This is a genomic window from Streptomyces sp. NBC_00370, assembly GCF_036084755.1.
GTDB lineage: Bacteria > Actinomycetota > Actinomycetes > Streptomycetales > Streptomycetaceae > Streptomyces.
The window spans coordinates 427,029-439,365 of the sequence record NZ_CP107968.1; the positions used below are offsets into that span (position 1 = coordinate 427,029).

11 protein-coding genes are annotated in these 12,337 nt (G+C 69.7%); 3 read left to right on the plus strand and 8 right to left on the minus strand.

What is annotated here, in order from left to right; translation table 11 throughout:
- Positions 1-79 precede the first annotated feature (79 nt).
- On the plus strand, positions 80-823 hold the full coding sequence (locus tag OHS57_RS01920; RefSeq protein ID WP_328580726.1) for a phosphotransferase family protein: 744 nt from the start codon (positions 80-82) through the stop codon (positions 821-823).
- A 93-nt stretch (positions 824-916) separates the two neighbouring features.
- Here OHS57_RS01920 and OHS57_RS01925 read toward each other — a convergent pair whose 3' ends face one another.
- Positions 917-1,996, minus strand: a complete 1,080-nt coding sequence (locus tag OHS57_RS01925; protein ID WP_328580727.1) for an SDR family oxidoreductase — start codon at positions 1,994-1,996, stop codon at positions 917-919.
- Positions 1,997-2,009: 13 nt separating this feature from the next.
- Complete coding sequence (locus OHS57_RS01930) at positions 2,010-2,462, minus strand: MerR family transcriptional regulator (RefSeq protein ID WP_041999467.1); 453 nt, start codon at positions 2,460-2,462, stop codon at positions 2,010-2,012.
- 242 nt (positions 2,463-2,704) lie between these two features.
- On the opposite strand from OHS57_RS01930, the gene OHS57_RS01935 reads away from it, so the two are divergent.
- Entirely contained in the window at positions 2,705-3,508 is an 804-nt protein-coding gene (locus OHS57_RS01935; RefSeq protein ID WP_328580728.1) for a maleylpyruvate isomerase family mycothiol-dependent enzyme, read from the plus strand.
- 37 nt (positions 3,509-3,545) lie between these two features.
- On the opposite strand, the gene OHS57_RS01940 is transcribed toward OHS57_RS01935, so the two are convergent.
- Positions 3,546-4,613 (minus strand): YeiH family protein, encoded by a 1,068-nt coding sequence (locus OHS57_RS01940; protein ID WP_328580729.1) that lies wholly within the window; start codon positions 4,611-4,613, stop codon positions 3,546-3,548.
- Positions 4,614-4,761: 148 nt separating this feature from the next.
- Here OHS57_RS01940 and OHS57_RS01945 point away from each other — a divergent pair, with 148 nt between their 5' ends.
- Complete coding sequence (locus OHS57_RS01945; protein ID WP_328580730.1) at positions 4,762-5,700, plus strand: LysR family transcriptional regulator; 939 nt, start codon at positions 4,762-4,764, stop codon at positions 5,698-5,700.
- Positions 5,701-5,714: 14 nt separating this feature from the next.
- Here the strand turns inward: OHS57_RS01945 and OHS57_RS01950 are convergent, their stop codons facing one another.
- The 5 genes from OHS57_RS01950 to OHS57_RS01970 form a co-directional block, all read right to left on the minus strand.
- Positions 5,715-7,487 (minus strand): glycoside hydrolase family 35 protein, encoded by a 1,773-nt coding sequence (locus tag OHS57_RS01950; RefSeq protein ID WP_328580731.1) that lies wholly within the window; start codon positions 7,485-7,487, stop codon positions 5,715-5,717.
- A gap of 170 nt (positions 7,488-7,657) precedes the next feature.
- The gene (locus tag OHS57_RS01955) at positions 7,658-8,650 is read right to left on the minus strand and encodes a LacI family DNA-binding transcriptional regulator (protein ID WP_041999454.1); all 993 of its coding nucleotides are present in this window, start codon (positions 8,648-8,650) and stop codon (positions 7,658-7,660) included.
- Between the two features lie 310 nt (positions 8,651-8,960).
- Positions 8,961-10,310 (minus strand): ABC transporter substrate-binding protein, encoded by a 1,350-nt coding sequence (locus tag OHS57_RS01960; RefSeq protein WP_328580732.1) that lies wholly within the window; start codon positions 10,308-10,310, stop codon positions 8,961-8,963.
- Between the two features lie 111 nt (positions 10,311-10,421).
- On the minus strand, positions 10,422-11,375 hold the full coding sequence (locus tag OHS57_RS01965; protein WP_041999450.1) for a carbohydrate ABC transporter permease: 954 nt from the start codon (positions 11,373-11,375) through the stop codon (positions 10,422-10,424).
- Between the two features lie 4 nt (positions 11,376-11,379).
- Positions 11,380-12,303 carry a carbohydrate ABC transporter permease gene (locus OHS57_RS01970; protein ID WP_041999448.1) on the minus strand — a complete coding sequence of 308 codons (924 nt, stop codon included), beginning with the start codon at positions 12,301-12,303 and terminating at the stop codon, positions 11,380-11,382.
- Positions 12,304-12,337 lie beyond the last annotated feature (34 nt).

Consider the following 12,337-nt stretch of genomic DNA (forward strand, 5'->3'; position numbering starts at 1 on the left):
GCGGGACAACGGTCAGCCACGCTGTCGCACGCGACAAACCCCGCGACGGAGACAGCCGTCCCCCGGGATACTGGCGCCCATGGATGAGGTCGAAGTCGTCGTCGCCCACTCCGAGCGCGCGACCCTGCGCGTCGGCGATGTGTTCCTGAAGGTGGACGCCGATCAGAAGCGCCTCGACGTCGAGGTCGCGGCGATGGCCCTGGCACCGGTCCCCACCCCGGAGATTCTGTGGCGCAAGCCGCCCGTGCTCGCGATCGCCGCGGTCCCGGGAACGGCGCTCGGCCGCCTCGGCGAGCCGTCGACCGCGTCCCCGGCCGCGTGGGCCGCGGCGGGCGCCGCCATCCGGACGTTGCACGACGCGCCGTTGCCGCCCTGGCCCAGCCGGGGAAAGGACCTCGCCGAGTTGACGGCGGATCTCGACAGCGAGTGTGAGCAACTGGTGACGAACGGCGTCCTGCCCGCCGACCTGGTCGACCGCAACCGCCAGGTCGCCGAGGCCGCGCTCCGGCCGTGGACGCCGCTGTTCACACACGGCGACCTGCAGCTCACTCACATCTTCGTCGACGGCGCCGAGATCACGGGCATCATCGACTGGTCCGAAGCGGGCCCGGGCGATGCCATGTCCGACCTCGCCACCCTCACGCTCGGACACGAGGAACGCCTCGACGACGTCGTCGCCGGCTACGGCACCGACGCCGACCTCGACGTGATCCGCGCGTGGTGGTCGCAGCGCAGCCTGCTGGTGATTCGCTGGCTGGCCGGGCACGGTTTCGACCCGTTCGCGCCGGGCTGTGAGGTCGACGTGCTGAAATCCCGAATGTGAGACCGCCTCGCCCGGTGGGATCAGCTGGGCGACGCCATCGCGGTTGCCGACGGTGGTGATCGCGGCCGGCGGGCGCCGTGGATCACGCGGCGGTCATCGCCCGGGGTCGTGGTTCTCCGGCAGGGTCAGGCCTCGCTGGAGCTGGCTTTCGGCAGTCGCCACGATCGTCTCGGTGACATCCCGGGGTTCCCAGTCCAGCACCGAGCGGGCCTTTTCGTTGCTGATGACGGGAATCCGGCCCTGCAGGGTCGCGGCGTCCCGCAGGGCGGGCTGGGTCTTCGCGGACTCTCGGACCTGCTCGATCGTCAGCTCGACGGAGGGCAGCAAGTCGGCTGCGGCGGGGAAGTGCTCACGGAGGATCTGGGCCATGCCGAAGAAGCTGATCGAAGGGCCGCCGACGGCGATGAAGCGCTCGCCTGCCGCCTTGGGGTGCAGCATGGCCCGCAGGTGGAGGTCCACGACGTCACGTACGTCCACGACGCCGAAGTACATGACGGGCACCACGGGCATCTGTCCGGTCAGCATGCCCCGCACGAGACCCGGGGAGGCAGAGGGCCGGTCGCCCAGCTGGGGGCCGAAGATGCCGGTGGGGTTGACCACGGTCAGCTCGATGCCGCCGTGGGTGCGGACATCGTCCCAGGCCGCACGCTCGGCCAGGACCTTCGACTTGTGGTAGGCGGGCAGGCCCTCGGTGTCCGGGTCCGTCCAGTCCTCCTCCGTGTACTGGTTGTCGGGCTTGAGCGTGTAACCGACCGCGGCGTAGGAGGACGTCATCACCACCCGCCGCACCCCGGCCGTGCGGGCCGCGGAGATGACGCGCAGCGCACCGTCACGGGCAGGCCGGACGAGTTCCTCCTCGCTCTCCGGAGGGGTGGCCGGGAAGGGTGAGGCGTGGTGCAGGACGTAACTGACGCCGTCCATGACCCGCGCCCAGCCGTCGTCGACGTTGAGGTCGGCGACGGCGAACTCCAGTCGGCCGGCGGGGTCGACGTCGGCCTGCCTCAGTGCTGCCAGCACCCCGGCCCGCTGTCCGGAATCCCGAACGGTCACCCGGGTCCGGTAGCCGTCGCGCAGCAGCCGGGCGACAGAGTGACCGCCCAGGAAGCCGGTACCGCCGGTCACCAGGACCGTCCCGCTCTCGGTGGTGGAAGGGGTGAGATTTTCGGTGCTCATGGTGTTCAGTCCTTCAGTGGTCGAATTGTTCCACGACGCGCACGACCGCTTCGGTCGCGTGCGTCTCGGCCGTGGCGTCCCCGCGGACACGCGCGTCCCACAGGTCCGCCTTCCGGCGCAGATACGTCAGGCGCAGTTGGAGCTGCTCGATGTCGGCGGCCAGCTTCTGCGCCTGTGAGGCGAACAGGTCACGCTGGTCGGCCGCCGCGGACGGCCCTTGGGCGAGCAGGTCCAGATAGCGGCGCATTCCACTCACCGTCATCCCGGACGAGCGCAGGCACGACAGCGCATCGACGCGGGTCACGGTCGCCGGCGCGTACCGGCGATGACCGCTGGACTCGTCCCGGCCGACCGTTCCCAGCAGGCCGATCTTCTCGTAGTAGCGCAGCGTGGGTTCGCTGAAACCCGACCGTCGCGCCATCTCCTGAACGGTCAGGCCCACTGTCTGCTCTCCGGTCGCTGCCATACGGGAAGCCTCCGCTACTTGAAGCGCTTGAAGTCAAGCCGCCGCTCTCTTCGTGACGCTCCGCGACAGCACCTTCTGCGAACGGTAGCCAGTCCGGGCCTTCGCTCCGCGGACCCGGACCGTGGTCAGGAGATGTTCCGTGGGGAAGCGTGCCGGCCGAGCGATTTACAGTTCACCGATGAGTTCGGCCGGGACGCCCAGTCGTACACAGCACAACGACCTCCTACGGAAAGTTCAATCCCATGAGCGAGCTGAACCCGGAACGTGCCCGGCAAGCGATCGTCGAGCACACCCGGCGTCTGGCGGCATCAGCCGCCGCGGCCGGACCTGAGGCCGCCGTGCCGACAGCCTCGAAGTGGACCGTCTCCGACCTGGTCTCGCATATGGGTCAGACCCAGAACTGGGTCGCGGAGATCATCGAACGGCGCATCAGCGACCCCACCCAACTGCCCATGGAGATGGCCGTATTCCCCACCGACCCCCGCGAATGGCAGGCGTGGCTGTCGCAGTCAGCCCAGCGGGTCGCGAACGCGTGCTCCGACGACGCGCTCGGCGCACCGGTCTTCAACCCTGCGGGGGACGGGCGGTCCGGGACGCGATTCTGGCTGACCAGCATGGTCAACGAGGCGGTCGTCCACGGCTTCGACGCGGCAAACGCGGCGGAGCAAGCGGCCGACATCGACGCCGACATCGCGGCGGCGCTCATCAGCAACCACCTCGCGATGCTCACCTCCCCCACCTGGGAGATGCAGCGGTCCGAATCCGCCCATGCCATCCGAGGCACCGGGCAGACCCTGCAGTGGGTGGCCACCGACGTCACGGACGACACGGGCGCCTGGTTCGTCGAACGACGCCCCGACGGGGCTGCGTGGACGCCCGGGGCCCGGCAGGCCGATGTGACCGTGACCGGCCCGGCACGGTCACTGCTGCTGGCCTTGACCCGACGGCTCCCCCTCACCGACGGCGCGGCCACCGGCATCAGTATCGACGGCGACACCGACCTCGCCCAGCACTGGCTCGACAACACCGCCCACATCAGCGGCTGACCGCCACCCGGACGCCCACGGATACCTGCCGGGAGATTCACAGCGCGGCTACGCGTACACCCGCGTACGCGACGGACGCCACGAGCAGCCAGGACACCAGTCCGAGCAGCAGCGAACGGCCGCCCGTACGTACCAGCGCAGGGAGGTGGATGCCCGTGCCGAGACCGAAGAGCGCGGCCACCAGGAGCGCGCCCTGGACGGACCTGGCAACCGAGAGGGCGGCGGCGGGCAGCCAGCCGGTGCTGGTGACGGCGATGGCTACGAGGAAGCCCGCGACGAACAGCGGCACGGGCGGCGGCATGCGCGGCGCACGCCGCCGCTGCTCGCCGCGGGGCCCCGACGCCGCAACGGCCGCCGCAGCCTCTCGTACGTGTGAACGGTGCCGCGCTCCCAGCGTGACCGCTGCCACCAGCGGCGCGAGCAGCACCACGCGTGACAGCTTGACCACGACGGCGGTGGTGAGCGCGCCGGGTACGCGCTGCGCGGTGGCGACGGTCTGGCCGACGTCGTGCACGCTTGCGCCCACCCACACACCGAAGTCGGCGACGTTCAGACCGAGCGGTCCGCGCAGCAGGGGCAGCACGACGATCGCGAGGCTTCCGCACAAGGTCACCAGCGCCACCGCCACGCCGGTGTCCTCCTCGTCCCCGCCGGCGACGGGCTCCATCGCGGCCACGGCGGACGCGCCGCAGATCGAGAAGCCGGTCGCCACCAACAGCCCGCGCGCGGGCGACACGCCGAGCCACCGGGCGAGCACCTGGGTACCGACGAAAGTGATCACCACGGTGGCTCCGACGACAACGAGCCCGGGTACGCCGAGCTCCACCAGTTCGGGCAGCGACAGTTGAAGCCCCAACAGGACGACGGCACAGCGCAGTAGACGCTTGCCCGCGAGCGCGGTCCCTGCGTGCAGAACCCGATGATGCAGGCGCAGGTTCGTCACGAGCACACCGAGGATCACGCTGACGATCGAGGGGTTGAGGGCCGGCACCTGGTGCGCCACCGCGAACGCCACAGCGGTCGCCGCCGCGGCAGCGGCCGTACCGGCCACCCATGCCGTACGGGAAGGCCGTGCCGCACCGGAGCCGCGATCCGTCGAGGCCACTCTGTGAGCGAGGGAAGTGTTCACCACTCCACACTGAGCGGCACATCACCACGGGAGTAGTCTGCAATTGCTTGTTCCCGCAACAAGCAGACCTTGTCACCACGCGCATCTTGTCAGCGCGCACATCTTGTCCCCACGGAGGAAGCCGATGCTCAGCCCGCACGTCCCGGAGCTGGCGGGCCTGCAGATGCTCGCGGCCGTCGCCCGCACCGGCAGCCTGCGGCTGGCCGCGGCCGAACTCGGTGTCTCACAACAGGCACTCTCGCAGCGGGTGCGGGCGATGGAGGCGCGGGTGGGAATCGCGCTGCTCAGCAGAGGGCCGCGCGGATCGCACCTCACGGCGGACGGCAGGCTGGTGGAACAGTGGGGGTCACGCGTGCTGGACGCCGCCGCCGAACTCGACGCGGGCATCACCGCGTTGCGCACGGACCGGGCGGGACACCTCAAGGTGGCGGCCAGTCTGACGGTCGCCGGCCATCTGATGCCTCGGTGGATGATCGCGTTGAGAGATCAGCAGCGGCTCACCGGGCGGGCCGCCACCAGTGTGGAGCTCACGGCGACCAACAGCGTGGCGGTCGCCGAGTCCGTCGAGCGGGGCGAGGCCGATCTCGGGTTCGTGGAGGGTCCGCGCGCCCCGCGCGGACTGCGTTCCCGTACGGTCGCCAGGGACGAGCTGCTGCTCGTGGTGGCCGCGGGCCACCCGTGGGTCAGGCGCAGGTCACCCGTCACGGCCGCAGAGCTGGCGGCCACCCCTCTCGTGACCCGCGAACCCGGCTCGGGCACCCGGGAGGCCCTGGACGCCGCGCTGACGGCCGCCGCCCCCGGCACGCCACGGGCGGAACCGGTCCTGGAGCTGACCGGTACCGCCTCGGTGAAGTCGGCGATCCTCGCGGGCGCGGGCCCGGGGGCCTTGTCCTCGCTCGCGGTGGCCGACGACATCACCCTGGGCCGGCTGCACGCTGTTCCCGTCACCGGTCTCGACTTGATCCGGGACCTGCGTGCGGTCTGGACGGGTGGAGCCACGCCCCCACCGGGCCCGGTCCGCGACCTGATCGCACTCGCCGCCCGCACACGCGGGGCGGCTTGACGCCTGCCGCCGGCTCACTCCTCGGTCGGGCCGAGGTCCGGCGCGTCACACAGGTCGACCGCAGAGCGGGAGGACGCGTGCAGTTCGAGTACGACGATGTCGTTGCCGCCCGGACGCAGCACCGGGCCCGGTACGTAGAGCCGTCGCTGGGGGCCGCGTGACCAGTAGCGGCCCAGCGCGAATCCGTTGATCCAGACACAGCCCTTGGTCCACCCGGACAGGTCGAGGTAGCTGTCGGCGGGTTCGGCCACCTCGAACGTACCGCGGTGGAAGGCGGGGCCCACGCCGGGCCCGGCGGCGGGGCCGTACTCCAGCCCGGCCAGGTCGTCCAGCGGCAGCGGACGGCTGCGCCAACCACCGCTCACCGGCGAGCCGTTGACGGTGACGGGGCCGACCAGGCCCTTGCGGTCGTGGATGCCCTGGCCGTAATTGACCCGGCCCTGGTTCTCCACCAGCACCGTGAGGTCGGCGCCGCCGGCCGGTACGGTCAGGGCGAGCGTGTGCTCGTGGTTCTCGCGTTCCAGCACACCGACCGGCTGGCCGTCGAGGAAGACCTGCGCGCGGTCGCGCACATCGGCGGCGTACAGCAACGTGGGTCCGGCCGTGTCGAGCCGCGTCTCGTAGTGGACGAAGCCGAAGTCCTGCCCCAGCTCCTCCATGGTCAGGGGCCGTTCGCCGGACACGGCGGCGCCCAGTAGGTCGAGGCCGGCGAAGAGCGGCGCCCGTTCCGGCAGTTCGATGCCCAGCAGGTTCAGTTTCTTCGACGGCTCGGGCAGCGGGCCGTCGGGTACCGGCTCGTACCGGGCGATGACCTCACGGAAGGCGGTGAACTTCGGGGTGAGGTCGCCCGCTTCGTCGAGCGGCGAGTCGTAGTCGTACGAGGTCACCGTGGGCCGGTAGGTGTGCTTGTCGTTGGCGCCGTTGGTGAAGCCGAAGTTCGTGCCGCCGTGGAACATGTAGAGGTTGACGCTCGCGCCCGACGCGAGAATCCCGTCCAGTTCGGCTGCGGCGTCGGCCGTGGGGCGTGTGACATGCACGCCGCCCCAGCGGTCGAACCAGCCGTTCCAGAACTCGGTGCACATCAGCGGTCCTTCGGGCTGGTGCTCGCGCAGCCGGGCCAGGTTCCGGGCGGCGCCGCTGCCGAAGTTCACCGTGCTCAGCACACCGGGAACGCTGCCCCTGGCGAGGTCGGCCGGCTGGTCGCAGGTGAACAGGGGTACGTCCACGCCGTGTCCGCGCAGCACGGAGACCAGGTGCGCGAGATGGCCGGCGCCGTCCTGTGCGGTCCCGGCGCCCTGGTCGTAGGCCCCGAACTCGTTCTCCACCTGGACGGCGAGAACCGGCCCGCCGCGCGAGCCCAGATATGGCAGCACGCGGGGCAGCAGCTCGCCGAAGTAGCCGTCCACCGCTGCCTGATAACCCGGATCGGTGCTGCGCAACCGGACTCCGGGCTCGGCGAGCAGCCACGACGGCAGTCCCCCGCCCTCCCACTCGCCGCAGATGTAGGGGCCCGGCCGGAGCAGGACGTGCAGGCCCTCGTCCTGCGCGAGGTCGATGAAGGCGGTCAGGTCCAGTGCGCCGTCCCAGCGCCAGCGGTCGGGCCGCGGCTGGTGCAGGTTCCAGGGGACGTAGGTGTCGATCGTGTTCAGACCCAGGAGCCGGGCTTTGCGCAGCCGGTCCCGCCACTGCGCGGGGTGCACGCGGAAGTAGTGCAGACCGCCGGAGACGATGCGGAACGGCTCTCCGTCGAGGCGGAAGCCGTCTTGCTCAACACGCAGAGCAGGCATGAGGTGTTGGTCCTCTACATCGGGCCGGAGCGCAAGATCGACGTTTGCGTAACCATCATGTCTTGCGAGTCTGGCTGGGGTTCTCGCTGTATCAAACTGCCGGGGAACGGGGCCGAGGTGGCTGTGCCGGCGGACGCCGACCGGCCGGGCCCCGGCTGTCGGTCCCCGGGTTATCGGTCTCCGGCGGGGGCCGCCGTACTGCCCCGGATCACCAGTCGGGTCGGGACAAGGGTGGTGCCCTTCTCCGCCGTGTCGTTGCGGATCTGCCGCAGCACCCCTTCCACGCAGCGCCGGCCGACTTCCGAGAAGTCCTGGTGCACCGTGGTGAGCGGCGGGATGAAGGAGGACGCTTCCGGGATGTCGTCGAAGCCCACGACACTGACGTCCTCCGGAATCCTGCGCCCGCTCTCGTGCAGCGCGCGCAGCACCCCCAGGGCCATCTGGTCGTTGGCGACGAAGACCGCCGTGCAGGAGAGGTCGGCGGCGATCCGCTGTCCGGCAAGGTAGCCGGACTCCGTCGACCAGTCGCCGCGCAGCAGTTCGGGTACGTCGCGGCCGGCCTCGGCGAGCACCGAGCGCCAGGCCGCGACCCTGCGCTCGGCGGAGAACGCCCCCTCGGGCCCGGCCACGTGCCACACCGTCTCGTGACCGAGGTCGAGCAGGTGACGCACCGCGGTCCGAGCGCCGCCGGCCTGGTCCGTGTCGACCACGCAGTAGCGGTCCCCGGCGTTGGAATCGACCACGACCACTTGGGCGTTGGGCGGCAGTGACACCATCGCCGCGTCGAGCAGGTGGACCTCCATCAGCAGGACCACCCCGTCGACGGCGAGTTCGCCGAGCCGGTTGAAGGCGCCGCTGACCTCGCCCTGCGACGGCATGCTGACCGGCATCAGCGTGGTGGCGTAGCCCTCCTGTGCGGCGGAGAGGGCGACTGCCTCCAGCGTGCGCATGTTGCCGGTGGTGGACATGTTGAACAGGATCACGCCGAGGGTGCGGAACTCGCCCCGTTTCAGCGCTCTGGCAGCGCTGTTGGGGCGGTAGCCCAGCTCCTTCATCGCCGCGAGCACCTGCTGCCGGGTGGCTGCCACCACCCCGGGGAAGCCGTTCGACACGCGTGAGACCGTCTGCGCGGACACCCCTGCCAGTTGGGCGACGTCCGCCATCGAGGCCCCGCGCTTACGCCGTCCGCGCGCCCCTGCTCCTTCGGGCCGGGTCCCGTCGTCGTACCGGGCCGCGTCTGGAATGTTCTCCACTGGAGTCGCGCACCTCACTGCGACGGATGCCGGCCGTGCGGCCGATCACTGGTCAACGGGATTCTAAGGTCTGCGGCGGGTGTCCCGCCCGCTCTTCCACGACGCCCGGCACGGCCGGCGATGCGGTGAGTCGAAGCCATGGGATTCCTTCCGGTACTGCGTCGCGTGGTGGACGGGGGGTGGGACCCGCCGGCTGCTGCGGGCCCCACCCGGGCGGTGGTCAGCCGACGCTGAACCCTTGCTGCTTGCCGTACTTGACCGAGGCCTCCTGCCAGGACTTCAGGCCGCCGGTCAGCGGCGTGGCGGACACGTACGCCTTGCCGACGGTGTCGTTGAAGATCGAGTTGGCGTAGACCTGGTAGGGCAGGTACGACCAGCCGGGCAGTACGTTCTTGGCCGACTCGGAGAAGATCTGGTTCGCCTTCTGGCCGCCGAAGTACGGGAACGCCGTGTTGAGGAAGGCGGGAGAGTTGAGGTCCGCCGTCGTCGCAGGGAAAGCGCCGTTCTTGAGCCGGGCCTGCACACCCGCGCCCTGGTTGGCGTACTGCAGGAAGGCGTAGGCGAGTTCCTTGTTCTTGCTCGCCTGCATGACGGCCAGTGAGCTGCCGCCGTTCTCGGCACTGGCGTGTGCGCCGGCCTGCCACTGCGGCAGCGGGGCGACCCGCCAGTCCCCCGAGGCGGCGGCGACGCCCGAGGTGAAGTTGGCCGGCATCCAGGCGCCCGTGGTCAGGGTCGCGATGCTGCCGTCGGCCAGTCCCTTGTACCACTGGTCGGTCCAGCCGCTGACGGGAGACACCAGGCGCTCGGAGACCAGTTGCTGCCACACCTTGGTGTACGTCGCGGTGCCCGGGTCCTTGTTGAAGTCGACCGAGACCTTCGTGCCGTCGACCTTGTAGGGCTTGCCGCCGGCCTGCCAGATCAGGCTGGTGGCCATGCCGGCGTCACCGGTGTCGCTGGTGATGTACATCTTCGGGTCGGCCTTGTGCAGCTTGCGGGCGTCCGCCAGATACTCGTCCCAGGTGGTGGGTACCGGGATCTTGTACTTGTCGAAGACCTTCTTGTTGTAGAACAGCGCCATCGGACCCGAGTCCATCGGCAGCCCGTAGACACCGCCGTTGATGTTCACGGAGTTCCACGGGCCGGGCGAGTACGTCTTCGACAGGCTCTTGGCGCCGAAGGAGCTGAGGTCGGCGACCGACTTGCCGAAGGCGAACTGGCTGAGCGCGAAGTACTCGATCTGCGCCACGTCCGGCACGCCCTTGCCGGCCTGTACCGCGTTCTGCAGGGCGGTGTACTGGTCGTTGCCGGTCCCCGCGTTGACCATCTTCACGTGGACCTTGGGGTACTTGGCCTGGAAGTCGGTCACCACCTGCTTGAGGGTCGGCTCCCACGCCCAGACCGTGATGCTGCCGCCCTTGGTCAGTGCCGCCTGGACCGCTTTGGCGTCGGACGCCTTACCGCCCGAGCCGGAGTCGCTGTCCCCGGAGGAGCCGCATGCTGTCAGCCCGAGGGCGGCTGCGGCGACCACCGCGACACCCTGTGCCCAACGGCGAACCACTTTGTTCGTCATCTCATTCCACTCCGTTGTACGTGATGTTCTGCCGAACCGGCCCGGCCGCACCGCGGGGGTGGGTCAGGGACGGAGCCGCAGGGGGACATGGGGTGCCGGAAGCACCGGTGGTCACTCCTTGACGCTGCCGGCGGAGAGCCCGGACTGCCAGTAGCGCTGGAGGAGCAGGAAGGCCACGATCAGCGGCACGATCGTCAGCAGGGACCCGGTGATCACCAGGTTGAACACCGGCTCGCCGCCGACGGTACGGGCCTGGGCGTTCCACGAGTTGATGCCGAGGGTGAGGGGGTACCAGTCCGGATTCTTGATCATGATCAGGGGCAGGAAGTAGTTGTTCCAGGTCGCCACCATCGTGAAGAGCAGCACCGTGACGATGCCGGGCGCCAGCAGTGGCAGGCTGATCCGGAAGAAGGTGCGCAGTTCGCCCGAGCCGTCCACCCGGGCGGCCTCCAGCAGCTCGTCGGGGATCGCCTCGCTCGCGAACACCCACATCAAGTAGAGGCCGAACGGCGAGATCAGCGACGGAATGATCACCGCCCAGGGGGTGTCGGTCAGGCCCATCTTGCTGAACATCAGGAAGGTGGGGACCGCCAGCGCCGCGCCGGGTACGGCGACCGCGCCGATGATCAGGGCGAACACCGCACGTTTGCCGGTGAAGTTGAACTTCGCCAGCCCGTAACCACCCAGCACCGCGAGGAAGGTTGCCCCGCCCGCGCCCACCACCACGTACAGCAGTGTGTTCAGCAGCCACCGCACGAAGATGTGGTCGTTGTAGGTGAAGGTCTCGGTGATGTTGTCCCACAGCGCGAAGTCGCCGCTGAACCACAGGCCGAAAGAGCTGAGCAGCCGGGGCTGGGTCTTGCAGGCGTTGATGAACAGCCAGGCCAGCGGCACCAGGGTGTAGATCACCACGAGACTGGTCAGCGCGGTCAGCAGGACGCTGCGCCGGGGCCGGCCGTGCGCCTTGCGGCGGCGCGGGAGGCGCGCGGTGCGCAGCACCGGGTACGCGCGGGACGGTCCTGCGGCCGTCGGTGTGCCCGCGGCGGGCGCGAGTTCACTGGTCACGGGTTCACACCTCCTTGCGCATGCCGCGGAGCTGCACGATGTAGGCGACGATCATTGTGACAATCCCCATGACGATGGCGACCGTTGCGGCGTAGTTGTGCTGCTGGCCGGAGAACGAGAGCGAGTAGGTGTAGAGGTTGGGCGTGAAGTAGGTCGTGATGGCGTTGGGCGCGAGGGACTTGAGGATGCTGGGCTCGTTGAACAACTGGAAGCTGCCGATGACGGAGAAGATCGTGGCGATGACCAGAGCGCCTCGGATCGCCGGGAGCTTGATGGCGCCTACGATGCGCCACTGCCCCGCGCCGTCGATCGCGGCGGCCTCGTAGAGGGACTGCGGGATCACCCGCAGGGCCGCGTAGAAGATCAGCATGTTGTACCCGACGAACTCCCAGGTGACGATGTTGCCGATGCTGGCGAGAATCAGGTCCGGGGAGAGCGGGTCCGGCAGCGTGACATCGAAGTGATCGTTGATGTTCGCCACGAGGCCGAACTGCTTGCCGTACATGAACCCCCACATGAGGGTGGCCACGACCGCCGGTACCGCATAGGGCAGGAAGATCGAGATCCGGAAGAAGTTCCGCCCGTAGAGCCGCCCGCTGTCCAGCGCGAGCGCCACCAACAGCGCGATGCCCAGCATGATCGGTACCTGGATCACGAGGAACAGGCCGACCCGGGTGATGCCGGACCAGAACTCGTGGTCCTGGAACGCCTGGCGGTAGTTGTCGATGCCGACGAAGTGGTTGCCGCCGATCAACTGCTCCCGGAACAGGCTCAGGTAGACCGAGTAGGCGATCGGCGCCAGGAAGACCAGCGCGAAGACGACCAGGAACGGGGCGACGAAGCCCCAGCCGACCCATCGCCGCCCGCCGCTGCGCCTGCGCGGCGGAGCGGCACGACCGGCCGCCGGCGGGGGCGAAATGACAGCCATGACCCATCCCCTGACGTCGTTGTTCTGACCCCGC

Excerpts from the sequence above, each read along its gene's own strand:
- OHS57_RS01920 (WP_328580726.1), top strand. The coding sequence starts at position 80 with ATGGATGAGGTCGAAGTCGTCGTCGCCCACTCCGAGCGCGCGACCCTG.
- OHS57_RS01925 (WP_328580727.1), bottom strand. The coding sequence starts at position 1,996 with ATGAGCACCGAAAATCTCACCCCTTCCACCACCGAGAGCGGGACGGTC.
- OHS57_RS01930 (WP_041999467.1), bottom strand. The coding sequence starts at position 2,462 with ATGGCAGCGACCGGAGAGCAGACAGTGGGCCTGACCGTTCAGGAGATG.
- OHS57_RS01935 (WP_328580728.1), top strand. The coding sequence starts at position 2,705 with ATGAGCGAGCTGAACCCGGAACGTGCCCGGCAAGCGATCGTCGAGCAC.
- OHS57_RS01945 (WP_328580730.1), top strand. The coding sequence starts at position 4,762 with ATGCTCAGCCCGCACGTCCCGGAGCTGGCGGGCCTGCAGATGCTCGCG.
- OHS57_RS01950 (WP_328580731.1), bottom strand. The coding sequence starts at position 7,487 with ATGCCTGCTCTGCGTGTTGAGCAAGACGGCTTCCGCCTCGACGGAGAG.
- OHS57_RS01955 (WP_041999454.1), bottom strand. The coding sequence starts at position 8,650 with ATGGCGGACGTCGCCCAACTGGCAGGGGTGTCCGCGCAGACGGTCTCA.
- OHS57_RS01960 (WP_328580732.1), bottom strand. The coding sequence starts at position 10,310 with ATGACGAACAAAGTGGTTCGCCGTTGGGCACAGGGTGTCGCGGTGGTC.
- OHS57_RS01970 (WP_041999448.1), bottom strand. The coding sequence starts at position 12,303 with ATGGCTGTCATTTCGCCCCCGCCGGCGGCCGGTCGTGCCGCTCCGCCG.